This window comes from Aromatoleum petrolei, from assembly GCF_017894385.1.
GTDB classification, from domain to species: Bacteria; Pseudomonadota; Gammaproteobacteria; order Burkholderiales; family Rhodocyclaceae; genus Aromatoleum; species Aromatoleum petrolei.
In genome coordinates, this window is sequence record NZ_CP059560.1 from 2835352 (window position 1) to 2861160 (window position 25809).

23 protein-coding genes are annotated in these 25809 nt (G+C 67.6%); 3 read left to right on the top strand and 20 right to left on the bottom strand.

The window, feature by feature from the left end; translation table 11 throughout:
- Nucleotides 1-59 precede the first annotated feature (59 nt).
- The 10 genes from siaD to ToN1_RS12990 all read right to left on the bottom strand — a co-directional run bounded on the left by siaD (nt 60) and on the right by ToN1_RS12990 (nt 10751).
- Entirely contained in the window at nt 60-878 is an 819-nt protein-coding gene (siaD, locus tag ToN1_RS12945; protein WP_169207900.1) for a biofilm regulation diguanylate cyclase SiaD, read from the bottom strand.
- Nucleotides 869-1258, bottom strand: coding sequence for a biofilm regulation phosphoprotein SiaC (gene siaC, locus ToN1_RS12950; protein ID WP_169207901.1), 390 nt, complete (start codon nt 1256-1258; stop codon nt 869-871). Before siaC ends, siaD begins: the two co-directional genes overlap by 10 nt.
- A gap of 13 nt (nt 1259-1271) precedes the next feature.
- Entirely contained in the window at nt 1272-1814 is a 543-nt protein-coding gene (siaB, locus tag ToN1_RS12955) for a biofilm regulation protein kinase SiaB (RefSeq protein WP_169207902.1), read from the bottom strand.
- Nucleotides 1815-1816: 2 nt separating this feature from the next.
- Complete coding sequence (siaA, locus tag ToN1_RS12960; RefSeq protein ID WP_169207903.1) at nt 1817-3844, bottom strand: biofilm regulation protein phosphatase SiaA; 2028 nt, start codon at nt 3842-3844, stop codon at nt 1817-1819.
- A 25-nt stretch (nt 3845-3869) separates the two neighbouring features.
- On the bottom strand, nt 3870-5600 hold the full coding sequence (gene ptsP / locus ToN1_RS12965; RefSeq protein ID WP_169207904.1) for a phosphoenolpyruvate--protein phosphotransferase: 1731 nt from the start codon (nt 5598-5600) through the stop codon (nt 3870-3872).
- Nucleotides 5601-5604: 4 nt separating this feature from the next.
- Nucleotides 5605-5874: an HPr family phosphocarrier protein gene (locus ToN1_RS12970; protein WP_169207905.1), complete on the bottom strand. Its 270-nt coding sequence runs from the start codon at nt 5872-5874 to the stop codon at nt 5605-5607.
- A 7-nt stretch (nt 5875-5881) separates the two neighbouring features.
- The gene (locus ToN1_RS12975) at nt 5882-6265 is read right to left on the bottom strand and encodes a PTS sugar transporter subunit IIA (RefSeq protein ID WP_169207906.1); all 384 of its coding nucleotides are present in this window, start codon (nt 6263-6265) and stop codon (nt 5882-5884) included.
- Nucleotides 6266-6371: 106 nt separating this feature from the next.
- Entirely contained in the window at nt 6372-8306 is a 1935-nt protein-coding gene (locus ToN1_RS12980) for an AsmA family protein (protein WP_244860760.1), read from the bottom strand.
- Between the two features lie 145 nt (nt 8307-8451).
- Nucleotides 8452-8934 carry a hypothetical protein gene (locus ToN1_RS12985; RefSeq protein WP_169207908.1) on the bottom strand — a complete coding sequence of 161 codons (483 nt, stop codon included), beginning with the start codon at nt 8932-8934 and terminating at the stop codon, nt 8452-8454.
- 191 nt (nt 8935-9125) lie between these two features.
- Nucleotides 9126-10751 (bottom strand): ABC-F family ATPase, encoded by a 1626-nt coding sequence (locus ToN1_RS12990; protein WP_169207909.1) that lies wholly within the window; start codon nt 10749-10751, stop codon nt 9126-9128.
- A gap of 282 nt (nt 10752-11033) precedes the next feature.
- Between ToN1_RS12990 and ToN1_RS12995 the strand changes: the two genes are divergently transcribed.
- Nucleotides 11034-12710: a sensor domain-containing diguanylate cyclase gene (locus ToN1_RS12995; protein WP_169207910.1), complete on the top strand. Its 1677-nt coding sequence runs from the start codon at nt 11034-11036 to the stop codon at nt 12708-12710.
- 34 nt (nt 12711-12744) lie between these two features.
- On the opposite strand, the gene trhP is transcribed toward ToN1_RS12995, so the two are convergent.
- From trhP to ToN1_RS13045, 10 genes are all read right to left on the bottom strand, one after another.
- Nucleotides 12745-14115 carry a prephenate-dependent tRNA uridine(34) hydroxylase TrhP gene (trhP, locus tag ToN1_RS13000; protein ID WP_169207911.1) on the bottom strand — a complete coding sequence of 457 codons (1371 nt, stop codon included), beginning with the start codon at nt 14113-14115 and terminating at the stop codon, nt 12745-12747.
- Nucleotides 14116-14246: 131 nt separating this feature from the next.
- Entirely contained in the window at nt 14247-14810 is a 564-nt protein-coding gene (locus ToN1_RS13005; protein ID WP_169207912.1) for a phasin family protein, read from the bottom strand.
- A 163-nt stretch (nt 14811-14973) separates the two neighbouring features.
- Complete coding sequence (locus ToN1_RS13010) at nt 14974-15642, bottom strand: alpha/beta hydrolase (protein ID WP_169207913.1); 669 nt, start codon at nt 15640-15642, stop codon at nt 14974-14976.
- Nucleotides 15643-15680: 38 nt separating this feature from the next.
- Nucleotides 15681-16262: a hemerythrin domain-containing protein gene (locus tag ToN1_RS13015; protein ID WP_169207914.1), complete on the bottom strand. Its 582-nt coding sequence runs from the start codon at nt 16260-16262 to the stop codon at nt 15681-15683.
- Between the two features lie 127 nt (nt 16263-16389).
- Entirely contained in the window at nt 16390-17598 is a 1209-nt protein-coding gene (gene pcaF / locus ToN1_RS13020) for a 3-oxoadipyl-CoA thiolase (protein ID WP_169207804.1), read from the bottom strand.
- A gap of 232 nt (nt 17599-17830) precedes the next feature.
- Nucleotides 17831-19075: a benzoyl-CoA 2,3-epoxidase subunit BoxA gene (gene boxA, locus ToN1_RS13025; protein ID WP_169207803.1), complete on the bottom strand. Its 1245-nt coding sequence runs from the start codon at nt 19073-19075 to the stop codon at nt 17831-17833.
- A gap of 64 nt (nt 19076-19139) precedes the next feature.
- Nucleotides 19140-20561: a benzoyl-CoA 2,3-epoxidase subunit BoxB gene (gene boxB, locus ToN1_RS13030; RefSeq protein WP_169207802.1), complete on the bottom strand. Its 1422-nt coding sequence runs from the start codon at nt 20559-20561 to the stop codon at nt 19140-19142.
- Between the two features lie 149 nt (nt 20562-20710).
- Nucleotides 20711-22378: a 2,3-epoxybenzoyl-CoA dihydrolase gene (gene boxC / locus ToN1_RS13035; RefSeq protein WP_169207801.1), complete on the bottom strand. Its 1668-nt coding sequence runs from the start codon at nt 22376-22378 to the stop codon at nt 20711-20713.
- Nucleotides 22379-22409: 31 nt separating this feature from the next.
- Nucleotides 22410-23312, bottom strand: a complete 903-nt coding sequence (locus ToN1_RS13040; RefSeq protein ID WP_169207800.1) for a helix-turn-helix transcriptional regulator — start codon at nt 23310-23312, stop codon at nt 22410-22412.
- A complete protein-coding gene (locus tag ToN1_RS13045) occupies nt 23309-23587 on the bottom strand; it encodes a hypothetical protein (protein WP_169207799.1) in 279 nt (92 codons plus the stop codon). Before ToN1_RS13045 ends, ToN1_RS13040 begins: the two co-directional genes overlap by 4 nt.
- 51 nt (nt 23588-23638) lie before the next feature.
- Between ToN1_RS13045 and ToN1_RS13050 the strand changes: the two genes are divergently transcribed.
- Both ToN1_RS13050 and ToN1_RS13055 read left to right on the top strand, forming a co-directional pair.
- A complete protein-coding gene (locus ToN1_RS13050; RefSeq protein WP_169207798.1) occupies nt 23639-25216 on the top strand; it encodes a 3,4-dehydroadipyl-CoA semialdehyde dehydrogenase in 1578 nt (525 codons plus the stop codon).
- A 65-nt stretch (nt 25217-25281) separates the two neighbouring features.
- On the top strand, nt 25282-25749 hold the full coding sequence (locus tag ToN1_RS13055; RefSeq protein ID WP_169207797.1) for a DUF4863 family protein: 468 nt from the start codon (nt 25282-25284) through the stop codon (nt 25747-25749).
- The last annotated feature ends 60 nt before the right edge of the window (nt 25750-25809 follow it).

Here is a 25809-nt window from a genome sequence, read left to right on the forward strand (position 1 = left end):
CAAGCTGTGGTTCAAATCGGCGCTGTTCGGCGAGAAATTAGCGTGCGCACCGGCGAATGTCAAATCGCGCTCGTGTCGGCCGGTGCCAGCTCCAGGCGGTTGCGCCCAGCATGCTTGGCGCGGTACAGCGCGTCGTCGACCCGCTTCATGAACGCCGTGACGTCTTCGTCGGCGTGTGCCGTGCCCGCGCCGAGCGAGACGGTGATCACGAGTTGGCGATCGCCGACCATGAAGGGGTCGCTGGCGATGCTCGCGCGCAGCCGCTCGGCGCTGTCGCGGACGCCGGATTCGGTGGTTTCCGGCAGCAGCACCAGGAACTCCTCGCCTCCCCAGCGCGCGCAAAGATCATACTCGCGCACCGAGGTGGACAGGCGTCCGGCGACGGCGGCGAGCGCCTCGTCGCCGACCTCGTGGCCCCAGGTGTCGTTGATCGTCTTGAAGTGGTCGATATCGACCAGCGCGATCGCCAGCGGCCGGCCGGTGCGCTGCGTGCGCCGGAACTCCTCGTTGAGGCGCGTGAGCGCATGCCGGCGGTTGGGCAGGCCGGTCAGCGCGTCGCGGTTCGACAGCCATTCGAGGCGCTGGTTGAGCTCGCGCAGCAGGCCCTGATAGCGATCGCTGATGCGCACGATCTTTTCCAGCCGGCGTAGCTGTTCGCGATAGTTCTGCGCATGTCCGGCACCGCGCGCGCGCTCGGCTGCCTGGTAGCCATCGCTGATGCGGGTGATGCGGTCCATCTGCCGCAACTGGTCGTCGAAGGCTTCGAACAGTTCGGCGAGCGGCGCGCGCAACGGGTTGTCGCCGTGTTCCGGTGCCGCGAGCAGGGTTTCGATGCGCTCGAACAGCGGAGGTTCCGGTCGGTGTGCGGCTAATGGCATGTTTCGCGAGCGGCCACGATGTCGAACGGGAAAGTGTAGTCCTCCTTGAATTCGCCGGCGAGATCGGCGACCCGTTCGTTGATGCCGTCGTAGCGCCACACGACCGCGACCTCACGGCCGCGCTCGTGCGCATCCTGCAGGGCGTCGAAGATTTCCATCATTGCGCGCACGCTGCTGGTGTTGAGGTACAGCAGGCGCAAATCGACCAGCAGCGGCCGTTCGCCCTCCGCCAGAAACGCGGCGATCCAGTCGAGCACCGGCTGGAACAGTTCGAAGGAATTTTCCGGGTAGGAGTCGCCGCTCATCTCCAGGCGGCCGGCGTCCCGGTCGGCACGAATACGGGGCGTCGATTCGCTGCCGGCAATGTCGATGTCTTTCACGGCGATCCTCTCTTCAGATCACGACGCGCAGGCTGAAGAAGGCGTGCGCATCGTCGAGCGGTTTCAGGTTGCAGGACAAGGGGCGGCTGGCGCGCCGCGCCAGGTCGATCAGGCCGAGGCCGGCGCCGGTTCTGGCGTCCGGATCACGTGGCGCGCGCATCTGCGCCTTGAACGCCGCCTTGAGTTCCGCCTTGTCCATCGCGGCGAGCTCGGCGATGCGCGCCTCCAGCGCGCGGCCGTCCGCGGCCAGCACGACATTGCCGGCGCTCACGACGTAGCGGCCCTCGTCGTCGCGCGACACGATGATGGTCGCCTCCGCCGCGCTGCCGCTGACGCCGCGCGAGGCGGCGTAGTGGCGGATGTTCTGGCTCAGCTCGATGTAGGCGGAGAACACGTCGGTCACTGCCGACGGCGATTCGGCCAGCCCTTCCATGTGCTTGCGCAGCGCCTTGCCGATTTCCTCCATCAGCGTCGCCGAAAACGGCCCGTTGAAGCCCAGCATGATGCCCTGGCGCGTGAATGCCTCGCGCAGCGTCAAGACGTCGACCTGTTCCATTCTCACTCTCCGGAAACCTGTCCGGGCGAGGCCGCCCGCGCAGGAACGCAAAAACCCAGTACCGCGACGTCGTCGCGCTGTGCCCGCGGGCCCTGATGCTCGCGCAGCGTGTGCAGCAAGGCCTCGGCCTGGGCCGGCATCGGCTGCGCGGCGAGCGTCGCGAGCAGCTCGGCGAAGCGGCTGGCGCCGAAGCCGAAGCCGTGCTGGCCGCCGGCCTGGTCCAGAAAACCGTCGGTGCTCAGATAATACGTCGCATCGCCGGCTGCCGGCATGATCTGGTTCTCATGGGTCGGGTTCGGATGTGCGCCGCGCCGGCGCTCGCCGAGGCTGCGCCGACCGCCCCGTATGCGTTCGCAGCGTCCGCCGACGCAGCGATACAGATCGAGATGGGCGCCGGCGAAGCGCAGCACACCGTTGGCGACGTCCACGTGGCACAGGCCGGCGTCCATGTTCGTCGCGAGCTGCCGCCCCGCGATCGCCTCGGGCAGCAGGCTGCGGATCGCCGTGTCCATGCGCGCGAGCAGCGCCGCGGGATCGGCGATGCCGAGTTCATGCACCGCGAGGTCGAAGGCCGCATGCGCGATCATCGTCATGAAGGCGCCGGGCACGCCGTGTCCGGCGCAGTCGATGAGCCCGAGGAGGAAGCCGTCGTCATCGTGCCGAAAAAGGTAGAGGTCGCCGCCGACCGTATCGCGCGGTTGCCACAGCACGCAATGCGCGCCCGGCAGTGCCCGCGCGAGCGCTTCCTGCGGCAGCATCGCGTGCTGGATCAGGCTCGCGTAGCGGATGCTGTCCTGGATCTGGCGGTGGGCTTCGGCGATGCGATCGCGCGCGGCGGCAAGGTCGCGCGTGCGTTCGGCGACGCGGGCTTCGAGCTCGCGCGTATGCGCATCGATCTGGCGCGCCATGCCGTCGAACACGCGCGTCAGCTCGCCCAGCTCGTCCTGACGGCCGGAGTGCAGGCGCAGGCCGTAGTCGCCCGCGGCGAGGCGGCGCGCCGATTCGGTCAGGCCCACCAGCGGTTGCAGGATCAGGCGGTTCGCACCGACGCTGACGCCCGCGGCGAACAGCACCAGCAGCGCCAGTGCCGCGAGCGCCAGCGGCCACAGGAGGTTCTCGTCGATCACCTGCGCGGCGTCGGTGTCGATGGCGCTGAGCACGTACCAGTCGAGTTGCGGCACGAAGGCGGCGCCGACGATCCGCCGGCGGCCGTCGAATTCGATCTCGAGCGTGCGGCTCGCGGCCGGGTCGGCACGCAGCTCGGCGAGCGTGCGCGCGAGCGCCGCGCGGTCGTCCTCGCGCGCGACGAGGCGTTGCAGGGTGCGCTGCGGGCTCGCCTTGGTGAGCGCCGAATACTCGATCAGGGCGGGATCGGGGTGCGCTAGGATCACGCCGTCGCCATTGACGATCAGGCTGGTGGCGCCCGCCTCGCCGGTGGCGACGAAGTCGGCGAGAAAGCGCGTGAGGTCGAGTCCGGTGCCGGCAAGGCCCAGGATTCGGCCGCCGTCGCCATCGTGCACGAGCACGTTGAACCACACCTTGGTCACCCGCAGCGTCTCGTCCACGTTCACGTTGAGGGCGTAGGGGCGTCCGCCGGCGATCGTCGCGTAGTACCACGCATCCTTCGGTTCGTCGCGGCGCAAGGTGTAACGGGGGCGCAGCGGTCCGGGCGCGGCCGGGCTGTCGCTGAAATAGTAGTCACCCGAGGCGTGCGCGATCAGGAAGGCCGAGCCGTCGGCAAATGCGGCGCGAAAGCGTTCGAGGTCGGCGAACGTCGCCGCCGCGCCCTCGCCGTCGCGCAGGAACTCGCGCACGCTGCCGAGTTCGGCCAGCCGCTGCGCCAGGCTGAGTTCGCGCGTGATCAGCGTCACCAGGCGCTGCGCGTGCAACTGCGCGTGATTGGCGGCGAAGGCCGCGCCGAAGCGGGTGCGGAAGGCCTCCAGTCCCGCGCGCCCGGCCAGCAGCGCGACGAGCAGCAGCAGCGCGAGCAGCACGCCCAGCCACAGCCCCGATTTCCAGCGCAGTCCCATGTGTTTTTTTTCGCCTCGCCGTCGTTCAGCCGGCGAGCCGCATCACCGCTTCCCGCACCTTCGCCTGCTCGTCCATCTTCAGGATGCGCTGCACGCGCGGCGCCAGTTCGTTGAGGTCGGCGCGCAGCACCTGCTGCTTGATCTCGAGGATGTGTCCCGGGTGCATCGAGAAATTGCGCAGTCCCATGCCCAAGAGCAGCAGCGTGTAGGCCGGGTCGCCCGCCATTTCGCCGCACACCGACACCGGCAGGCCGAAGCGTGCCCCCGCCTGGATCGTGCCGGCGATGAGCTTCAGCACCGCCGGATGCAGCGGGTCATAGAGGTGCACGACCGCCTCGTCGGAGCGGTCGATCGCGAGCGTGTATTGGATCAGGTCGTTCGTCCCGATCGACAGGAAGGACAGGCGGCGGATGAACATGCCCAGCGCCAACGCGGCGGCCGGCACCTCGATCATGCCGCCGATCTCCACGCGCGGATCGTACTTCAGCCCTTCCGCGTCGAGCTCCGCCTTCGCCTTCGCGATCAACTGCAGCGACTGGTCGATCTCGTGCGCGTGCGCGAGCATCGGGATCATGATGCGCAGCTGGCCGTGCACCGAGGCGCGCAGCAGCGCGCGCAGCTGCGTCATGAACATCTGCGGCTCGGCCAGCGAGTAGCGCACGGCACGCAGCCCCAGCGCCGGGTTCGGCTCGAAGCGCGCGCCGACGCCGTTGAGCGCCTTGTCGGCACCGACGTCGAAGGTGCGGATGGTCACCGGCTTCCCCGACAGCGACTTCAGCACCGCGCGGTAGGCCTCGTACTGCTCGTCCTCGTCCGGCAGCGAGTCGCGGCCGAGGAACAGGAACTCGGTGCGGTACAGGCCCACGCCGTCGGCATTGACCGCCTTGACCTGATTGAGGTCCTTCGGCCCCTCGATGTTCGCCAGCATCTTGACGTCTTCGCCGTCGAGCGTCGTCGCAGGCGTGCCCTTCAGGCGATTGAGCTTGGAGCGTTCCAGCTCCAGCTCGCTGCGGCGCAGGCGGTATTCTTCGACGATGCGCTCGTCGGGCGCGACGATCACGACCCCCCGCGTGCCGTCGATGATCAGCAGCTCGTCTTCCTCGACCAGCTGGCGGATGTGGTGCAGACCCACGACCGCCGGGATGCGCAGGCTGCGCGCAACAATTGCCGTGTGGCTGGTCGGGCCGCCGACGTCGGTCACGAAGCCGCCGATGTTGTGGTCGCGGAAGCCTATCGTGTCCGCCGGCGAGAGATCGTGCGCGACGATGATCGTGCCGAGTCCGTCGCGACGCTTGGGCGGCAGGTGGCCGGGATGGCCCAGCAGCACCTTCACGATGCGCTCGACCACCTGCACCACGTCGGCCTTGCGCTCGCGCAGATAGGGATCCTCGATCTGCTCGAACTGCTCGACGACCAGCTCCATCTGCTGCACCAGCGCCCATTCGGCGTTGCAGCGCCGCTCGGTGATCAGTTGGCGTGCCGCGTCCACGAGCATCGGGTCGCCCAGCATCATCAGCTGCAGATCGACGAAGGCCCCGACTTCGCTGTGTGGCTGTCCGGCGGTCGTGGCGGCCTTCAGCCCAACCAGCTCGCCCTGCACGGTCGCGACGGCTTCGTTGAGGCGCTCCACTTCCTCGGGCAGATACTTAGTCGCGACGTGGTAGTGGTTGACCTCCAGCATCGCGTGCGACACCAGATGCACGTGGCCGATCGCGATCCCTTGCGAGACGGGGAGCCCGTGGATGGTGAAGGGCATCGAGTTACTCCCCTTCGCCGAAGCGGTCGGCAATGAGGCCGAGGATTGCCTCGAGCGCCTTGTCCTCGTCCTGGCCGGCGGTTTCGACCGTGATCGTCGCGCCGCGCGCGGCGGCGAGCATCATGACGCCCATGATGCTCTTGGCATTCACGCGTCGGCTGTTGCGTTCGAGCCAGATGTCGGCGCCGAAGCTGCTTGCGAGTTGCGTCAGTTTTGCCGACGCGCGCGCATGCAGGCCCAGCTTGTTGATGATTTCGGCTTCCGCTTTCGGCATGTCCCTCTCACTTCATTCGCAGCACGCCCTCGCAGCCGCCGGTGATGGCGCGTTCGATGAGCGTGTTCATGTCCCTTTCCCGGTAGGTCAGCACCCGCAGCAGCATCGGCAGATTCACGCCGGCGATGCCTTCGACGCGCCCCGGCTCCAGCAGCTTGCGCGCGACGTTTGCCGGGGTTGCGCCATAGATATCGGTGAGTATCACGACGCCATGTCCCTTGTCGACCGTCGCGAGCAAGCGTCGCGCCTCGGGCAGGATGTCCAGTGGATCGTCCTGGCCCGAAAGTCCGAGCTGGATGACGTTGTCGGGCCGCCGGTTCAGTACGTGGCAGGCGCATTGGATCAGCGCCTCGCCGAGCGTGCCGTGGGTGATGAGGAAGATGCCGATCATGGTGTCGTCGCGCTAGTTCAGGGGATTCTAGCCGACGTGCTCGCTGCCGCGCGCATCTTCGGGCACGGCGGCGCCCCGGGCGACCCGGCGGCGGGGCGCGCCGTGCTCAGCGACTGAGTCGCGCGAGCGCCTGTCGGCAGGGCGATCCCGGCGTCTCACCGGGGTCGATGAAGGGGAGGATGGCGGCGAACGGCGTGACGAAGCCGAGCGCAATGCCGGCCAGCGCCCTGGTCGCGAGCGGGCCGGCTTCCGGCCGTACGCGCGGAGTTTCGAAGGTGCCGGCGACGCGCACCGGTGTGCGCAGCGTGAAGGGCGAAACGTTGCGCGGCTTCGCCGTGAAGCGCAGGTCGAGCGCCTCGCGCGCGAGATCGATGTCGCCGTCGACCAGCACCAGGGTGACGGGCGTGTCGATCAGCGCGACGCGCGGGCTCAGCCGGCCGCCGCGCGCAACGACGTCGGCGACGGCGCAGTCCACGGGCAGCGCCTGGTCGCCGCCCAGCGCGAGGCCGAGGCCCTGGGCGACGTCGAGCCCCATGATCTCGATCAGCAGCCGCGAGATGCTGCCGTCGCGCACGCCTGTGGTCAGTTCGCCGTCGAGGGTTCCGAGCAGGGCCGCCGTGGACCGGCCGTGCCCGGTCAGCCGCGCGCGGCCGTGAAACACGCCGGTGAAGTACGGCGGCTGGGTTGGTTCCCCGCCACTGCCGCTGGCGGCCCGCGTCCGCGCCACGCTGATCCAGTCTTCCAGGCGGATGCCTTCCCACTTCAGGTTCGCAGCCCATTGCGGCGGACGGTGGTCAGCATCGACGGCAATCTCGCCACGCAGGCGTCCCCTTGCCGTGCTCGCATCGAGCTCGCTGAGTGCGAGTCGGCCCTTGTGCAGGCTCAGCGTCGCACGCAGCGGGGAGATCGGCTGCGAGAACGCGGTGCCGAGATCGACATGGCCGAGATCCACCGCGATGCGCGCGTCCATGGTCTTCAGCGCAGGCAGGTCCAGATCGCGCTCCGGTATGACTCGCCCGGGCGGAGGGGGCGCACGGCTGCCGTCTGGATTGCGGGTGCCGAACGCGGGTGCAAGATCGGCGAGGACGAAGCGCTTGCCGCGCAGTTCGCCTTCGAGCCGCGGCGTGTCCGCGCGTGCGTCGTAGGTGAAGACGCCCTGGACGGCGCTCTCGCCGACCTGTGCGTCGCTGACGCGGGCACGCCACAATTCGCCGTCCTTTTCCAGTGTGCCGCGCAGCGAGAATGGGTCGGTCGTCGGCAGCAGCACGCCAAAGAGCTCGCCGAGCACGCCGAGCGAGGCGCCGCGCGCCGCAATCCGGCCTTTCAGGTCGCGGCCACCGGAGAGGTCCGCCACGGAGCCGTCGAATTCCGCATGCACGCCGCCATAGTCGACGCGCCCGCTGACCGGCACGGGGTGTGCGTCGTCGCCTTGCGCAGCAAGCTGCAGGAAACCGGCGGCGTCGAGCTCGCCGTCGAGCGTGCGCCCGCGCAGCCGTCCGCGAACGGTCGCGCGTGCAGTGGGCGCCGCCTGTCCGGCGCCTTCATTGGTGGAGAAGAGAGCCCTGAGCGCCGTCCTGGCCGGCACATCGTCGAATTCGATCGTGCCGTTACGCACCGCCAGCGCATCCACCAGTGGTGGTGGCGCGCTCGCCTGTGCGGAAGTGCGTCCGCCGATCTGCCAGGTCGCGGCGCCGTCGGCACGGCGCTTGAGCCGCGCGTCGAGCCGATCGACGTCAATCGCGGCGATACGTAGCGGGTGCGATTCGCTGAGCCTCAACAGGTCGCCGTAGCGCAGGGTCACTGCGAGGCCGTCGGCCTGCACCAGATGGGGCGCGTCGAAGCCTTCCGGCGCCGCGATCCACACCCCACCGGTGCTGACGCGGACAGTGCCGAAGAGATGAACGCGAAATGGCGCGCTGATGCGGACCGGGCGCTCGAAGCTCCGCGTGAGGGCGGATTCGAGCGGGGCGCGCAGGAAGGGCCAGCCCAGGAACTCTCCCAGCGCGAGAGCGGCGGTCACGGTCGCCAGGATTGCCAACATTGCCCGGCGGACCGGACGCGTTCGCGAAGTGTGGGTCATCGCGGATGCCTGCTGTGGGCGATGCAGGTATGACCGCCGCACCCCCGACGGGAGTTTCCCGCCGAGCGTTCTTGTTACCGATGCGCAGTGCCGTGTGGCGTGGTGATCAGAGGTTGTGGCAGGTGATGCACAGCATGTGGCCGCCACCCGCGCCGCGCACGTAGTCGGCGGCGTGCTGGGGGTCGGTCGGCATCAGGCCGTGCTCGATGTGACAGGATGCACAGTCGATCACCCACGTTTCCGTGGTCACGCTGGTTTTCGGTTTGCCCTTCGAACGGCTTGTGGTGCCGGTGCCGCTCGTGCCGGACAGGACGCTGCTGCTGAACAGTTGGATCTCGTCCGGGTCGGGCAGGCCGTTGGCGTTGCGGTCGAAGAACAGGATTCCGCTCGTGGTCGTCGTGGCCGGCAGGTTGTAGTCGGGGCGTATCGGATAGCTGACTCGCACCGGATGATGCCCCGGGTCGACGAAATAGCCGGTCAGATCGGGGGTGGCGCTGTCGATACCCGTGGCGTAATGACAAGTACGACAGTCCGAATAATCGGCGTGCGCGGTCCCTGCGCCGACAATCGCTGTCGTTGCCGCCAGCATCAATGAGAATCCCCGCGTCGTAACCAAGAACAGCCGCCCGTGAAAATGACTCCCCGAGAGGGGATGCGAGCGGCCGAATATACATTTGGGTTAGACGGTTCGCAACAAGATATGCGAACGTACTCAAATATAACGCAAATCGACTATGCGTTGGGGAATTTCGCCCGGTCTTCACCGGGCCGCGAAAGACCTTATGCCAGCCCTTGGCTCGCGAGGTACTCCTCGTACGTGCCGCGATAGTCGATGATGGTGCCGTCGAGCTTGATCTCGATGATCCGGGTCGCCAGCGAAGAGACGAACTCGCGGTCGTGCGAGATGAACACCAGCGTGCCGGTGAACTTGTCCAGGCCGGTGTTGAGCGACTCGATCGATTCCATGTCGAGGTGGTTGGTCGGCTCGTCCATCAGCAGGACGTTGGGACGCGACAGCATCAGCTTGCCGAACAGCATGCGGCCCTGCTCGCCGCCCGAGATCACGTTGACGGGCTTCCTGACCTCATCGCCGGAGAACAGCAGGCGGCCGAGTGTGCCGCGGATCAGCGTCTCGAGGTCCTCGCCGGTCGCGGCGGCCGTGACGCGTGCGTACTCGGCGATCCATTCGGTGAGCTTCTCGGTGCCGGCGAAGTCGGCCGAGTGGTCCTGCGCGTAGTAGCCCGGCTTGGCCTTCTCGGCCCACTTGATCGTGCCCTTGTTCGGCTCGAGGGCGCCGACCAGCAGCTTCATCAGCGTGGTCTTGCCGACGCCGTTCTCGCCGATGATTGCAACCTTCTCGCCCGCCTCGATGGCGATCGAGAACTTGCCGATGAGCGGCTTCTGCATGCCTTCGTAGGCGAAGGACAGATTCTCGACCTCGCATGCGAGGCGGTGCAGCTTGTCCTTGTCGTCGTAGTCGAAGCGGATCCACGGGTACTGACGGCTGGACGGTTTGACGTCCTCGGGCTTGAGCTTGTCGATGAGCTTGAGGCGGCTGGTCGCCTGCTTGGCCTTGGACTTGTTGGCCGAGAAGCGGCGCACGAATTCCTGCAGGTCCTGGATCTTTTCCTTCGCGCGGGCGTTCGCGGCGCTCTGGCGCTCGCGCGCGAGGGTCGACGCTTCCATGTAGTCGTCGTAGTTGCCGGCATAGACGGTGATCGTGCCGTAGTCGAGGTCCGCCATGTGCGTGCACACCTGGTTCAGGAAGTGGCGGTCGTGCGAGATGATCACCATGGTGCTGTTGCGCTCGTTGAGCACGTCTTCGAGCCAGCGGATGGTGTTGATGTCGAGGTTGTTGGTCGGCTCGTCGAGCAGCAGGATGTCGGGGTTCGCGAACAGCGCCTGGCACAGCAGCACGCGCAGCTTCCAGCCCGGCGCGACGTTCTTCATCGGGCCATTGTGCAGTTCGGTGCCGATGCCCACGCCCAGCAGCAGTTCGCCCGCGCGCGATTCGGCGGTGTAGCCGTCGTATTCGGCGAACTTGCCCTCGAGCTCCGCCGCGTGCATGTAGTCTTCCTCGGTGGCCTCGGGATTCGCGTAGATCGCGTCCTTCTCCGCCATGCAGGCCCACATCTCCTCATGGCCCATCATGACGACGTCGAGCACCCGCATGTCTTCGTAGCCGAACTGGTCCTGGCGCAGGTAGGCCATGCGTTCGTGCGGGTCCTTGGAGACGTTGCCGGCACTCGATTCGAGCGCGCCGCACAGGATCTTCATGAAGGTCGACTTGCCCGCGCCGTTCGCGCCGATCAGGCCGTAGCGATTGCCTTCGCCGAACTTGACGGAGACATTCTCGAACAGGGGCTTGGCCCCGAACTGCATGGTGATGTTGGCGGCGACGAGCACGGCGGATCCTGATTTTCAGTTAAAACAAAGCTTTGCATTATAGCGCAGATGGGACAGGGCCGCCGGATGGCCGAGCAGCTGATGCGGCGAGCGGTCCGCCCAAGGCTCCCCGGGAAACGATGATTTTGCACAAATAGTTCGCCAAATCAGTCGGATAGGTACGACCTTCGCCATATGTACGACCCAAGGGGACAGGAATAGAGTGCACCCACCGGCGCTCATCCTGGGCCGGACGCCGACGCGCGGGCGCGGCGGGCCGTGAGGTCGGAAGGGGGATGAATCGTGGACAGCGAGGAACGGCCGCAACTGCGCAGGGGCGACAATCCGCTGTATGCAGTGTTGCTGCTTGCATGGGTGCTGTTCGGCGTCTCCCTGTTCGCGCTGGTGTTGCGCGGGGCATGGGAAGAGGTTCGCGCGGAGTTCCAGGCGGAAGCCGAGGCGGACATCGAGCTGTTGCGCGACCGCCTGCGCACCAACGACGCCTTGCTGTCGGGATTCGGCGCCTTTCTCGATGCGCTGGGTGCGCCGACGCGGGAGCAGATCGCCGGTTACGCGAGCCGCGTCCTGGTGGAGCATCCGCACATCTACATGCTCGAGGTGGTCGAGAAGGTGCCGGCGCGAGCGCGGGACGACTTCGAGCAGGCGCTCGCGGCGCAGGCCGGCCCCGGTGCGCGGATCCGCAGCTTCGCCTACCAGGATGGCTTGCGGTGGCAACCCGTCGGCGAGAAGGCGGCCTATTTCCCGATCAGCTTTCGGTGGCCGGAAACACCCGAGTCGCTCCCGGTGCTCGGGCTCGATTTCGATTCGGTGCCGCACCTGCGCGATGCCCTGCGGCGCGCCGAGGCGGGGCACGGCGCTGCGTCGACGCGGCCGTTCGCGCTCATCGAGGGGCCGCTGGCCTACGTGGTGATGAGGCGCACCGACACGGTGCACTCCATCCTGCGGGTTGCGGGTGCCGAGCAGCGTTACGCGCTGCTGGTGGTGAAGGCCGATGCCATGGTTCCCGGCCGTCGCAATCCGCGGACCGCGCACGTCCTGCGCATGCTGGGTGAGACTGGCCCGCAGGATCCGCCGCTGTATGCGATTCTGGCGGCACGGCCGGCCAGTGCGCTGGAGCGCCGCCTGCTGCCGCAGTTCACGCTGAACGTCGAGGATGTCAGCACCTCGCAGCCGGTGCGCCTAAGCGTGACGCGCCAGTTGCGCTTCCGGGACATCCGCAGCGAGCCGCTGCTGCTGGCGATCGGTCTGGCCCTGTCCACGCTCGCCGTGCTGGTGCTGTACCTGCGTCGTCACCGTGCGGCGGTCGCCCGCGAGCGTGAGCGCCTGGAGCATGCAACCCATAGTGCGCTGCATGATCCCTTGACCGGGCTACCCAATCGGCGGCTGTTCCACGATCGCGTCGGCCGCGCGAGCGCCTGCTGGCGACGCACCGGCGAAGGGTTCGCGTTGTTCTTCGTCGATCTCGACCGATTCAAGGACGTGAACGACAGTTATGGTCACGATGTCGGTGATGCGGTGCTTGGAACCGTCGCCGCGCGCATGCGCGACAGCGTGCGGGAGACGGATACGGTGGCGCGCATCGCCGGCGACGAATTCGTCGTGCTCCTGCCCGGCGTGTCGGAGCTTGCGACAGCGGAACCGCTCGCCGAAAAGTTGCTCCGCGCCGTGGGGCAGCCGGTCGAACTGCGAGACGGGCTGGTGCTGGAGATCACCGCCAGCCTGGGGCTGAGTGTCTGCCCCGAGCACGGCAGCGAGCCGGAGGAGTTGATCCGCCACGCGGATGCGGCGATGTACGGCGAGAAGCGCGCCGGGCGCATCCGTTCGGAGGATGCGTCGTCAGCGGCGGCAGAGCGTGCGACCGTGCGGGCGCCGCGTCTGCGCGTGGTGCGCAAACTGGTGCGCGGGCACAACGGCCCCGTCAGCGGGGGTGGCCGGAAGAAGGTCGCGCGCGGCGCTTGATCCCGCAGCTGCGAAGTACGGGTTGCTGCGTGCGTCAGAGCAGTCTGGCGATGAAGCACGGCGCGTCGGCTTGCACGCCCGCGGGCAGCGGCAGGCGGACGCGGCGCCCGGCCCCGGGGATGCGGCCGAGCGCCTCGCCTTCTAGGGTCTCGAGCCGTTCCAGCGGGGCGATGATGTTGCCCTGGGGCTGGACGAATTCGAGCTGGTCGCCGATGCCGAAACCGTTCTTCACTTCGATTTCCGCGAGCCCGCTGGCGACGTCGATGCCCAGCACCTCGCCGACGAACAGGCTGCGCCCGGACTCGGAGTGGCCGCGCATGTAGTTCTGGTGTTCGGGGGTGTGGTGGCGCTGGTAGAAGCCGTCGGTGTAGCCGCGGTTCGCGAGACCTTCGAGTTCCCCCAGGAGGCGCAGGTCGAAGGGGCGGCCGGCCACGGCGTCGTCGATCGCGCGGCGGTAGCCCTGGCTCGCGCGGGCGACGTAGTAGGGGCTCTTGGTGCGCCCTTCGATCTTGAGCGAATCGACGCCGATGGCGACGAGGCGCTCGATGTGCTCGATCGCGCGCAGGTCCCGGGAGTTGAGGATGTAGGTGCCGTGCTCGTCTTCCTCGATCGGCATGAGCTGGCCGGGGCGGGTGCCTTCCTCGAGGAGGTAGACGCGCGAGGCCGCTTCGTGGCGCGCGCCGCCGCCGAGCGCGGTGCCGGCGGCATCCGGCGAGCCCTGGCCGCAGGCGTGCAGGTCGCCCGAGCCGTCCTCGTTCGCTTCATGCACCTTGTAGTCCCAGCGGCAGGAGTTGGTGCAGGTGCCCTGGTTGGGGTCGCGGTGGTTGAAGTAGCCCGACAGCAGGCAGCGGCCGGAGTAGGCGACGCACAGCGCGCCATGCACGAAGACTTCCAGCTCCATGTCGGGGCAGGCCTGACGGATGTCCTCGATCTCGTCGAGCGAGAGCTCGCGCGACAGGATGATGCGCTCGATGCCGACCGACGCCCAGAAGCGCACCGCGGCGTAATTGGTGGTGTTGGCCTGTACCGAGAGATGCACGGCGACCTCGGGCCAGCGTTCGCGCACCATCATGATGAGGCCGGGGTCCGCCATGATCAGCGCGTCGGGCTTGAGCGCGATGACGGGCTCCATGTCGGCGAGGAAGCTTCGAACCTTGCTGTTGTGCGGGTAGATGTTGCTGACGAGGTAGAAGGCTTTGCCCGCGGCGTGCGCCTCGTCGATGCCGGCGGCGAGCGCGTCGAGCTTGTCGAAGCTGTTGTTGCGCACGCGCAGCGAGTAGCGCGGCTGGCCGGCGTACACCGCGTCTGCGCCGTAGGCGAAGGCGGTGCGCATCATCTGCAGCGAGCCGGCGGGGGCGAGGAGTTCGGGCGCGATGCGTGCGGAGGCGGGGAGGGAGGTTGTCATTGTTGTATTGGCTGCGTGCTGCCGGGGGAAGCGCGCAAGGATAACCGGAAACGACTCCGGCGCCCGCAGGCGCCGGAGGGGACGGCCCGGTCACACCGGGCCGTCGTGCGGGGGTCGGACCCCGCGGGTGATCAGGCCGACTTCTTGGCCTTGGTGGCGGGGGCCGGTGCGCTCACCGCATCGACGGCGGCGCGGGCCGTTGCCGTAACGTTGGCTTCGGTGAACTGGATGACCTTGCGGGTCGCCTTATTCACGGTGTCGTAGGCCTGGTTGGCCGCGGCGATCGCCGACTGCACCGCGGCGACCGCGGCTTCGGAGCCGGCCGGGGCGGACTTGGCGGCTTTTTCGAGCGCGACGCCGATGGCCTTGTTCACTTCCGAATACTGGGTTTCGTAAGGCGCGGCGGCTTGCTCGACGCCCTGGGCGAGGATCTCGTAGCTGCTGCGGAACCAGGCCAGCGTCTTTTCGGCCGACGGGCGGACGAGCGAGGCGGAAACGGCCACCAGCTCGTTCGGGGTCTTGATCGACAGCAGGGCATTCACGGTGGCGATGCCGTCTTCGAGGACGCCGCGGCCGACATTGATGTTCAGCGCGGTGAGGCGCTCGAAGGTGTCGAAGCTGCTGCGGGTGGACGCTTCGACGGTGGCGAAGGCGTTCTTGGTGGCGCTGGCGAAGGTGTCGGTCGTGGTAATCATGGTGTTTTCTCCTGTTGGGGCGGGGTCATCGTCTGCTGGCCCACTGCTGCCGGCAGGTTTGTTGCATTGCACAAATCCATTGTAGCGTGTCGGAACCTGGCGTCAAGCAGAATTTTGTGCGGTGCAACAAAACCGCCCCGTGAAGGGAGGCCGGAGGTCAGGTTCAGGGCCGGATGCCCTGCCCGGCGTGGTGGTCCGGCATGTCATGGGTAAAGCTGCCGGTGCGCAGGAAGCTCAGGACCTGGTCGGCACAGCGCGCGGACAGGAGCATTTCCATGTGGCTCACGCGCAGGGTGACGGCGTCGCGTGCCCCGGCGACGCGGGTTTCGTCGACCATGACGATGCCGTCGTGTGGCCGCGGCAGGCCGACCAGGAAACCGGCGAGCCCGAGCGGCCGGCTGCCGGAGATCACACCGACGTCGATGCCGGGGAGTGCGGGCCGCGGTGCCGCGAGCCAGTCGCGCAGCGAACGGCCGATGAGGACGGACATGCCGGGAACGCGCTGCAATCCGGTGGCGCTGCGTGAGGTGGTCCACGGCGTGCCCATGAGCACGCAGCGGCGCACGCGCGGGTCGGGATGGCGCGCGAGTGCGCTCGCGACGATGATCCCGCCCAGGCTGTGGCCGACGAGGTGGATGGGCCCGCCGGGCAGCGTGGCGAGGAAGCACGCCAAGGCGTCGGCGTTGGCGGCGAGCCCCTGCCGCACGGAGGGGTAGGACCAGGTGCGGGTGACGAAGCCGGCACGTTCGAGGCGGCGGCGCAGGAGGCCGAACACGACGCCGTGCATCCACAGGCCGTGCACCAGCACGACGGTTTGGGCCGCGGGGTTCATGCGGGACGAATGGGGCGCATTTCGCCCCGTCGCAGGACTCAGGCCGCGCCGCCCATGCCCAGTGGCGTGGGTGTGAGGCTGAGGATGCGCTGGTACAGCGTCTCGGCCTCGTCCTTGGGCTTGATGCCGAAGAGGGGGTTGTCGTTCTCGCGGAAGGCGATGGCGATCTCGGCCCAGTCTTCCGGCGTGAGCACGCGTTCGGCGATCGGGATCAGCGCGTCTTCCTCGGTGCGCAGATGGTCCCATTCGAACTCGGCGTAACGCTCGGCGGTGTCCCAGAAGGCTTCACCGGCGCGGGCGTCGCCGCCCTGGAAGGCGATGAGCTGCTTCTTGAGGTCCTCGACCATCGGGTAGCCCTGGCTGTGCTCGCGTTCGAGGCGGGCGATGAGCCCGTCCGCTTCGCGGGTGCGCCGTTGCACGGCAGAGAACAGGTACTTGTCCTCCTTCGGGTGGTGCCAGCGGTCGGGGTAGGACACGATGTAGTCGAGGATCGCGCGCAGCAGCGGGAAGTTGGGCGCATTGCCCTTGCGCATGCCCTTGACGAGGTAGCGCAATGAGTAGAGCACCGCGCTGATCGCGAGGTGCTCGTCGCGGATGATCTGGACTGCTTCCGGTTTCACGTACGTCTCCCGTGTGCCTTGTCGTGTGCTGGCCACTGCAGGGGGTGGAAAGGGGGGGGCGCAGGGCTGGGGTGGTCGCGGGAGCGGCTGGAGCGGCTCCCGCGAGGCCGCGCTCATGTTGCTTCTATCACACGCGCTCGATTGCGAGCGCGATGCCCTGGCCGACGCCGATGCACATGGTCGCGAGGCCGAAGCGGCCGCCGGTGGTTTCGAGCTGGTTCAGCGCGGTCGTCACGAGGCGCGCGCCGGATGCGCCGAGAGGGTGTCCGATCGCGATCGCGCCGCCGTTCGGGTTCACGTGCTCGCCGGCGTCGGGCAGGCCGAGCTGGCGCAGCACGGCGAGGCCCTGGGCGGCGAAGGCTTCGTTGAGCTCGACGGTGTCGAACTGGCCGATGCTCATGCCGAGGCGCGCGAGCAACTTCTGCGTCGCCGGCGCGGGGCCGATGCCCATGATGCGCGGCGGCACGCCGGCCGCGGCCGAGCCGAGGATGCGCGCGCGCGGCGTGAGGCCGTGGCGCTGCACGGCGTCCTCGGACGCGATGAGCAGCGCGCAGGCGCCGTCGTTGACGCCGGATGCGTTGCCGGCGGTGACGCTGCCGTCGGGGCGCACGACGCCCTTGAGCTTGGCGAGCGCTTCCAGCGTGGTGTCGGGGCGCGGGTGCTCGTCGGCGCCGAAGATCAGCGGATCTCCCTTCTTGCGCGGAATCTCCACCGGCAGGATCTCGCGCGCGAAGAAGCCGCGCTCGTTCGCCACCGACCAGCGCTGCTGACTGCGCAGCGCGAAGGCGTCCTGATCGGCCCGCGACACGCCGAACTCCTGCGCCACGTTCTCGGCCGTCTCGGGCATCGAGTCGATGCCGAACTGTGCCTTCATCAGCGGGTTGACGAAGCGCCAGCCGATGGTCGTGTCCTCGATCTTCGCGCTGCGCGAGAAGGCGGTGTCGGCCTTGCCCATCACGAACGGCGCGCGGCTCATGCTCTCGACGCCGCCGGCGATCATGAGCTCGGCTTCGCCCGAGGCGATCGCGCGTGCGGCCATTCCCAGCGCGTCGAGGCTGGAGCCGCACAGGCGGTTGACGGTGGTGCCGGGGACATCGACGGGGAGTCCCGCGAGCAGCGCGGCCATGCGCGCGACGTTGCGGTTGTCCTCGCCGGCCTGGTTGGCGCAGCCGTAGATGATGTCGTCGACCGCGGCCCAGTCGACGGCGGCGTTGCGCGCGACGAGGGCGCGGATCGGCAGTGCGGCGAGGTCATCGGCGCGCACCGACGAGAGCGTGCCGCCGTAGCGGCCGAAGGGGGTGCGGATGGCGTCGCAGATGTAGACGTGGCGGGGCATGTCGGGGGGCTCCTCTCTTTATGTCAGGGGCGCGCATCTTTTGGGCGGGCGTGCCGCGTGCCATTGTGGGGCAAAACTGCCCGGCGCCGTCAGGCTCGTCGCCTGTTCGAGGGCGGCAGCCCGCTTTGCGCAAGGCGGAAGACGAGGGTCCAGCCCCGGAAGCGCCGTCGGCCGCATACGACGGAAGGCGCTTCGCTTTCGGGTCAGCAGAAACTCGCTTTCCGCCCTGCGTTCAGTAGGTTTCGACGTGGAAACGGGCCTTGGACAGCAATTGGGGGCGCAGCTGTTCCCAGTCGGAGCCGTTCGCGCGGCAGATGTCGCGGAAGGCTTCCAGCACGCCGGCTTCCATGCCCTTGAGGCCGCAGATGTAGATGTAGCAGTTGTCGTCCTGCAGCATTTTGAACACCTTGTCGGCGCGCTCGCGGATGGCGTCCTGCACGTAGCGCTTGGGTTCGCCGGGCACGCGCGAGAACGCGAAGTTGATGTCGATGAACTCCTTCGGCAGCTTCTGCAGCGGGCCGAAGTAGGGCAGTTCCTCGGGCGCGCGGGCGCCGAAGAACAGCACCAGCTCGCCGCCTTCCTTGCGGTCCATGCGGCGGCGGCGACGCTCGGTCATCGCGCGCATCGGCGCGGAGCCGGTGCCGGTGCAGATCATCATGATCGACGAGCCGGGGTGGTTGGGCATCAGGTAGGTCGAGCCGTAGGGGCCGGTGACCTGCACCTTGTCGCCCTTCTTGAGGTCGCACACGTAGTTCGATGCGACGCCGCGGGTCGGATTGCCTTCGTGGTCCTCGACGACGCGCTTCACCGTCAAGGACAGGTTGTTGTAGTGCGGGCGCTCGCCGTCGCGCGGGCTGGCGACGGAGTACATGCGCAGCAGGTGCGGCTTGCCCTTTTCGTCGACGCCGGGCGGGATGATGCCGATCGACTGGCCTTCGAGCACCGGGAAGGGCGTCGTGCCGAAGTCGAGCACGATGTGGTGGATGTCGCTGGAGGCGTCCTCGGCGGTCAGACGGTAGTTGCCGGTGACGGTCGCGGTGATCGGGTTGGCCGGCGTGTAGAGATTCACGTAGGGGTGGGACGCGGACCACGGCGCCATCGCCGGGCCGCCCTGGCCGGCGGTCGCGACTTCGGTGATCTGCTGCACTTCCGCGGGGAGTTCCGCCGCTCCCATCACCGTCGCTTCGAGCTGGTCGAGCTCGGTGGTGTCGGGCAGGTAGTCCCAGGAATACTGGTCGGCGAGGCTGTGCGGCGTGGCCTTGTCGACGTTGCGCCATGAGTCGATTGCGCCCGTCGGACAGGGCGAGATGCAGGCGAGGCAGCCGTTGCAGGTGTCGAACTTGACGACGTAGTTGCGGCTGTCGTGGGTGATCGCATCGACCGGACAGATCTCCTCGCAGGTGTTGCAGCGGATGCAGATCTCGGGATCGATGAGGTGTTGCCTGGCGAGGTTGGCGTGCTCTGCGGGCGCGTTCATGGTTGTCTCTCTCCGTCGGACGGGGAAACGGGCCTCCGCCCGCTTCCCGTTCTTCTTTCAGGTCTTAATTAAAGCGCACGTACTCGAAGTTGACCGGCTGGTTGTTGATGCCGCGGCCCGGGGCAGCGATCCAGTTCGCGAACTTGCCCGGTTCGAGGCAGCGGCCCATCAGCGAATGCACGTACAGGCGGTCGCTTTCGGTCGGCAGCCAGTTGTTGTGCTGATGCGTCCATTCGGCTTCGGACAGGATACGGCCGTCCGGGCTGACATGCACGTCGGTGAACATGCCGATGCGGCGGTGGAAGCCCTTGTGCGGCAGCGTGAAGCGGAAGTTGAAGCCGAACTTGGCCGGGATGCGGTTCCAGCGGTCGACACCGGCCTGCACGTCGGTGATCCAGTCGTCGCGCAGGCGCTCGTTCAGCGCGGACAGCGCGGGCACGTGGCGGGTGAGGATCTTGTCGCCGGCCACATCCATGACCTCGTATTCCGAGTTCTGCAGCTTGTGGTCGTCGCCGATCTTCTCTTCCTCGAAGCGGCCCTTGAGGCCGTTCGTGTAGTAGGTGGCGGCGTTGGACGAGATCTCCGCACCGTACAGGTCGCTGGTGACGCTGTAGTGGAAGTTGAGGTACTTCTGCAGCGTCGGCAGGTCGATGACGCCGGCGCCGCGCAGCTTGACGGGGTCGTCGGTGCCGAGTTCCTTCATCACTTCGCAGGTGCGCTGGATCACGCGGGCGATGCCCGATTCGCCGACGAAGAGGTGGTGCGCTTCCTCGGTGAGCATGAACTTGCAGGTGCGCGCCAGCGGGTCGAAGGCCGATTCGGCGAGCGAGGCGAGCTGGAACTTGCCGTCGCGGTCGGTGATGAAGGTGAACATGAAGAACGAGAGCCAGTCGGGGGTCTTCTCGTTGAACGCGGTGAGGATGCGGGGGTTGTCCTCGTCGCCCGAACGGCGCTCGAGTAGCGCTTCGCCTTCCTCGCGGCCGTCGCGGCCGAAGTGCGCGTGCAGCAGGTACACCATCGCCCACAGGTGGCGGCCTTCCTCGACGTTCACCTGGAAGAGGTTGCGCAGGTCGTACAGCGAGGGGGCGGTGAGGCCCAGGTGGCGCTGCTGCTCGACCGATGCGGGCTCGGTGTCGCCCTGGGTGACGATGATGCGGCGCAGGGTCGAGCGGTATTCGCCCGGGACTTCCTGCCACACGTCCTGGCCCTTGTGCTCGCCGAAGCTGATCTTCTTCTCGCCTTCCTGCGGCGCGAGGAAGATGCCCCAGCGGTAGTCGTGCATCTTCACGTAGCCGAAGTCGGCCCAACCCTTGGGATCGACGCTGACCGCGGTGCGGAGGTAAACGTCGTAGTTGCTCGAGTTTTCCGGACCCATGTCGTCCCACCAGTTCAGGAAGGACGGCTGCCACTGCTCGAGCGCCCGCTGCAGGGTCTTGTTCTCGTTGAGGTTGACGTTGTTGGGGATGCGTTCGCTGTAGTTGATCATCTCTGTACTCCTCCGATTTTGTCGTCTCGGCCCGGGGCTTCTTGGCTCGCCGGGTCTGTACTTGCCAAGTTCTCCGCGCCGCGCCAGGGCGCCGGATGCAACGGCAGGGGGACGGCCTGCCGCGCGGTCGCGGAGTGATTCGTTTGTGCTTACACGCGGTTCCAGTCGAACTGGGCCTTCTTGCCCGAGCCGAAGAGCTTGAGCGCGCCGTTCTCGCCGACCGCGTTGGGGCGGTTGAAGATCCAGTTCTGCCAGGCCGACAGGCGGCCGAAGATGCGGGTGTTCATCGTCTCGACGGGGCCGAAGCGCAGGTTGGCCTCGAGGCCGGTGAGCGCGTCGGGCGACAGCGCGGCGCGTTCCTCGATCGCGATGCGCACTTCCTCGGCCCAGTCGAGGTCATCGGGGATCGCGGTGACGAGGCCCAGTTCCATCGCCTCGGCGGGCGACAGCAGGCTGCCCTGCTTGGCCTTCACCGCGGCGACCGGGGCTTCTTCCTGGTAGAAGCGGGCGTCGATGCGCGACAGGCCGTTCACCATCGGGAAGGTGCCGAAGTTCATCGCCGACAGGCCGATGACGTTCTTGGCTTCCGCGGCGTCGAGCATGTAGCTGCGGTCGGCGGCGAGCGCGACTTCGAGCAGCGTGCCGGCGAAGCACGAGCCCGGCTCGATCAGCGCGTACAGGCTGCGCGAGGACACGTCGATGCGGGCCAGCGTGCGGCGGAGCATGCCGATGGTCTCGCGGACAAACCAGTTGTCGCGGTTGGCGTCGATGGTCGCGTCCATGTCGAGCACGACTTGGGCGTCGCCTTCGGTGCGCAGCTGCCACAGGCCGACGTCGAGGTGGTTGGTGCGCAGGTTCAGGATGGCGTCGTCGAGTTCGCGCGCCATCTGCAGCGGCCACCACTTCACGCCCTGGGCTTCGATCTCGGCGGCGGTCTTGGCGGTGACGGCGGCCGGGGCGCGCACGGTCAGCGTCACGGTGCGCCCGGCGGCGTCGATCGTCGCATCGACGAACTCGTAGTGGTAGCCCTTCTCATCGACCGTGCGCTCCAGCGTCGTGAGCTTGACGCCCTTGGCGCCGGCCGGACGGTCCGAAGTCTGGGCGAGCGCCTTGGCGCGGGCCTGGATGTGATCGGCGAACTGCTGCTGCTTGACGACGTCGTCGACCAGGCGCCAGTCCTTGGCACGCTGGCCGCGCACGCCTTCGGAGATGGTGCAGAAGATGTCGGCGTGGTCGCGGCGCACGCGGCGCTTGTCGGTGACGCGGGTGAGGCCGCCGGTGCCGGGCAGCACGCCCAGCAGCGGCACTTCGGGCAGCGACACGGAGGAGTTGCGGTCATCGACCAGCACGATCTCGTCGCAGGCGAGCGCCAGCTCGTAGCCGCCGCCGGCGGTGGTGCCGTTGCAGGCAGCGAGGAACTTGAGGCCGGAATACTGGCTGGAGTCCTCGATGCCGTTGCGCGTCTCGTTGGTGAACTTGCAGAAGTTCACCTTCCACGCGTGGGTGGAGAGGCCCAGCATGTAGATGTTGGCGCCGGAGCAGAAGATCTTCGGCTTGCTGGAGGTGACCACGACAGTGCGCACTTCCGGGTGCTCGAAGCGCACGCGCTGCAGCGCGTCGTGCAGCTCGATGTCCACGCCCAGATCGTACGAGTTGAGCTTCAGCTTGTAGCCCGGGCGGATGCCGCCGTCCTCGTCGATGTTGAGCGTCAGCGTGGCGATCTCGCCGTCGGTCGCGAGCGACCAGTGGCGGTACTTCGACGGCTCGGTGCGGTAATCCACCAGTTCTGCGACCGGCTTGTTCGCGACTGCTTGCATGGTCTGTCTCCTCTCTCTCTGTTGAAGTTGCTCAGCTCAGTACGAGCTGGCGCAATTTGATGAAACTCTGATCCACCGTCTCGCCCGAGGTGTCGAGCACGGTATCCGCCTTGGCGTAGAGGGGCAGGCGCGCCTCGAGGATGCGCTTGAGGTCCTCCATCGCCTCGTCGTTGCCCGCCATCGGGCGCAGGTCGCCCTGGGCCATCACGCGGGCCATGTGTTCTTCCGGCTGCGCCTTGACCCACACGGTCATGCATTGCGCGAGCAGCATGTCGAAGCTCTCCGGCTGCGACACCACGCCGCCGCCCACCGAGATCACGGCGCGCGGGTTGTCGCGCAGCACGCGCTCGAGCGTGCGCTTCTCGATGCGGCGATAACCCGACTGGCCGTACAGCGAGAAGATCTCGCGCGCCGGGATGCCGGTTTCCTTCTCGATCTCGCGGTCGAGCTCGATGAAGGGCATGTTCTCTTCCTGCGCCAGGCGCTTGCCGAGCGTCGACTTGCCGGCGCCGCGCAGGCCGATCAGCGCGACGCGCTTCCTGCGCACGGCTTCCTCGTGGCCGAAGTCGCGCATCAGGCGGAACACGACTTCTTCCAGGCGGTGCTGCGGCAGGCGCTCGAGGAAGCGGCGAATCAGGCGCTTCTCGACGGTGTCTTCGGTTTCCGGCGCGAGCAGCTCGATCAGCGGAACGTTGAGCGCGCGGGCGATGTTGTGCAGCAGCACGATGGACACGTTGCCGTCGCCGCCTTCGAGGTGGGCGAGGTGGCGTTCCGAGACACCGGCTTCGCGGGCCACGAGCTTTCTCGTCATGCCACGGCGGTCGCGGATCTCGCGGACGCGCTTGCCGAGCGTCGGCAGGATGTTGCCGTCGGCGGCCTGGGCGGCCGTCTGGAGCTCTTCCTGCTGCTGTTCGGTGGTGGGTTCGAGGCTCATCTGGGTTCCTTGTCTGCAGCGAACTGCATCGGTTGAGTTGAACAATAGTGCATCAGATTCGTTGCGTCAACACCTAAAGTGCAGGTTTGTTTGTGGTGCGCTGCGTTAATCTGCAGTTTTCGTCCAGTATAGAAGAGGGTGTGCCGCTTCGCTGTGTCGAAAACTGCATCTTTGTTTAAGTGTTGCCGGGAAAAGTGGAAGTAAAGTGCTTGACGGAGAAAATTGCGCGTGTATTCTATCTCCACCGATTGCGCTCCGGCGCGACGCCAGAACATCAGACATCCGGCCCAGACCGCGATGCCTCAACAGAGAGAGGAGACAGACAGGTGAAGCTGGCCAATTATGTATACGGGCAGTGGGTCGAAGGGGCGGGCGCAGGCACGGCGCTGACGGACCCCGTCACCGGCGAGACGCTGGTGCTGGTTTCGTCCGACGGTATCGACGTCGCACATGCACTGGAGTTCGCCCGCACGGAAGGCGGGGCGGCACTGAAGGCGCTGACGTACGAGGAGCGTGCGGCGAAACTCGCCGCGATCGCCGAGCTGCTGCAGGCGAAACGTGCAGAATATTTCGACATCTCGCTGCGCAACTCGGGCGCGACCGAAGGCGATGCGTCCTTCGACGTCGATGGCGCCATCTTCACCGTCAAGAGCTACGCCCGCGCCGGCAAGGCGCTGGGCGCCGGGCGTCACCTGAAGGAAGGCGGCCGCGTCGCACTCGCGAAGACGGACGTGTTCCAGGGCCAGCACTTCCTGATGCCGCTCACCGGTGTCGCGGTCTTCATCAACGCGTTCAACTTCCCGGCCTGGGGCCTGTGGGAGAAGGCGGCGCCGGCGCTGCTCGCAGGCGTGCCGGTGTTCGCCAAGCCGGCGACACCGACTGCGTGGCTCGCGCAGCGCATGGTGGCCGACGTCGTCGAGGCGGGCATCCTGCCGCCGGGCGCGATCTCCATCGTGTGCGGCTCGGCGCGCGACACCCTCGACCACGTCAGCGAATGCGATGTCGTGTCCTTCACCGGTTCGGCGGATACGGCGGCGCGCATGCGCACGCATCCGAACGTGGTCGCGCGCTCGGTACGCCTCAACGTCGAGGCCGACAGCGTCAATTCGGCGATCCTCGGGCCGGATGCACAGCCCGGTACGCCGGAGTTCGATCTCGCGGTGAAGGAGATCGTGCGCGAGATGACCGTGAAGACCGGCCAGAAATGTACCGCGATCCGTCGCATCCTCGCGCCCGCCGGGGTTTCGCGCGCGCTCGCCGATGCGGTGTCGGGCAAGCTCGCCGGCTGTAAGGTGGGTAACCCGCGCAGCGAGGGCGTGCGCGTCGGCCCGCTGGTGAGTAAGGCACAGCAGGCCGCGGCCTTCGAGGGTCTGGCGAAGCTGAAGGAGGAATGCGAAGTCGTGTTCGGCGGCGACCCGGATTTCGAGCCGGTGGATGCCGATGCGGCAGTCTCCGCCTTCGTGCAGCCGACGCTGCTCTACTGCGACAAGGGACTGGCCGCGCGCCATGTCCACGACGTCGAAGTCTTCGGCCCGGTCGCGACCATCGTTCCCTACGCCGACACGCGCGACGCCATCGCGATCGCGCGCCGCGGCCACGGCTCGCTCGTCGCCTCGGTGTATTCGGGCGACGCCGCTTTCCTCGGCGAACTCGTGCCGGGAATTGCCGACCTGCACGGCCGCGTGATGGTCGTCGATGCCGCGGTGGGCGCGAACCACACCGGCCACGGCAACGTGATGCCGACCTGCCTGCACGGCGGCCCCGGACGCGCGGGCGGTGGCGAGGAGCTGGGCGGCCTGCGCGCGCTGGCGATGTACCATCGTCGCTGCGTCGTGCAGGGCGGCCCGACCGTGCTCGAAGCCCTGTCGCGTGACGCAGTCGACGCTGCGTTGCTCGGTGCATGAACTATAAAACATACACGCATCCCGCCCCCTGACCCCAACGCCCTTTCCGACGGAGAGACGGAGACATGACGCCAGACCAGTTCCAGGCGCTGATCGCGAAGGTGACCGGAGAGATCGCCGGCCGCCCGGTAGACGCCCAGCTCGCCGACTTCCTCAATGAACGCTTCCCCGCGAACGGAGCGGACTTTCAGGCCATTTTCGCCGCGTGCAAGGACGCCGTCGCGGCCGGCTGGATGTGCGAGCGCGAGCACGGCGGCATCAAGTTCGGCCGCGTCATCAAGCCGACCGATGCGCTCCACGGTTTCAGCGTCGACGTCGTCGAGATGGCCGACGTCGTCGGCCCGCAGCATGCTCACCCCAACGGCGAGATCGACATGATCATGCCGCTCGAAGGCGACGCGAAGTTCGACGGCCATGGCGCCGGCTGGTTCGTGTACGGCCCGGGCAGCGTGCACAAGCCCACCGTGATGGGCGGCCGCGCTTACGTGCTGTATCTGTTGCCGCAGGGCGCGATCGAGTTCACCCGCCCGTAAGCATGAAGCGATGTGCGCAGAAGCACGCGAATGGCGCCCGGCCCCCGGCGCGGGGTATTT

What these genes read in the sequence shown, in the direction of transcription:
- ToN1_RS12970 (WP_169207905.1), bottom strand. Translation starts at nt 5,874, where the DNA reads ATGCCGAAAGCGGAAGCCGAAATCATCAACAAGCTGGGCCTGCATGCG.
- siaA (WP_169207903.1), bottom strand. Translation starts at nt 3,844, where the DNA reads ATGGGACTGCGCTGGAAATCGGGGCTGTGGCTGGGCGTGCTGCTCGCG.
- boxC (WP_169207801.1), bottom strand. Translation starts at nt 22,378, where the DNA reads ATGCAAGCAGTCGCGAACAAGCCGGTCGCAGAACTGGTGGATTACCGC.
- ToN1_RS12985 (WP_169207908.1), bottom strand. Translation starts at nt 8,934, where the DNA reads ATGCTGGCGGCAACGACAGCGATTGTCGGCGCAGGGACCGCGCACGCC.
- pcaF (WP_169207804.1), bottom strand. Translation starts at nt 17,598, where the DNA reads ATGCCCCGCCACGTCTACATCTGCGACGCCATCCGCACCCCCTTCGGC.
- boxB (WP_169207802.1), bottom strand. Translation starts at nt 20,561, where the DNA reads ATGATCAACTACAGCGAACGCATCCCCAACAACGTCAACCTCAACGAG.
- ToN1_RS13005 (WP_169207912.1), bottom strand. Translation starts at nt 14,810, where the DNA reads ATGATTACCACGACCGACACCTTCGCCAGCGCCACCAAGAACGCCTTC.
- ToN1_RS13040 (WP_169207800.1), bottom strand. Translation starts at nt 23,312, where the DNA reads ATGAGCCTCGAACCCACCACCGAACAGCAGCAGGAAGAGCTCCAGACG.
- trhP (WP_169207911.1), bottom strand. Translation starts at nt 14,115, where the DNA reads ATGACAACCTCCCTCCCCGCCTCCGCACGCATCGCGCCCGAACTCCTC.
- ToN1_RS12980 (WP_244860760.1), bottom strand. Translation starts at nt 8,306, where the DNA reads ATGTTGGCAATCCTGGCGACCGTGACCGCCGCTCTCGCGCTGGGAGAG.
- boxA (WP_169207803.1), bottom strand. Translation starts at nt 19,075, where the DNA reads ATGAACGCGCCCGCAGAGCACGCCAACCTCGCCAGGCAACACCTCATC.
- ToN1_RS13010 (WP_169207913.1), bottom strand. Translation starts at nt 15,642, where the DNA reads ATGAACCCCGCGGCCCAAACCGTCGTGCTGGTGCACGGCCTGTGGATG.
- ptsP (WP_169207904.1), bottom strand. Translation starts at nt 5,600, where the DNA reads ATGCCCTTCACCATCCACGGGCTCCCCGTCTCGCAAGGGATCGCGATC.
- ToN1_RS13055 (WP_169207797.1), top strand. Translation starts at nt 25,282, where the DNA reads ATGACGCCAGACCAGTTCCAGGCGCTGATCGCGAAGGTGACCGGAGAG.
- ToN1_RS12975 (WP_169207906.1), bottom strand. Translation starts at nt 6,265, where the DNA reads ATGATCGGCATCTTCCTCATCACCCACGGCACGCTCGGCGAGGCGCTG.
- ToN1_RS13045 (WP_169207799.1), bottom strand. Translation starts at nt 23,587, where the DNA reads ATGTTCTGGCGTCGCGCCGGAGCGCAATCGGTGGAGATAGAATACACG.
- siaD (WP_169207900.1), bottom strand. Translation starts at nt 878, where the DNA reads ATGCCATTAGCCGCACACCGACCGGAACCTCCGCTGTTCGAGCGCATC.
- siaB (WP_169207902.1), bottom strand. Translation starts at nt 1,814, where the DNA reads ATGGAACAGGTCGACGTCTTGACGCTGCGCGAGGCATTCACGCGCCAG.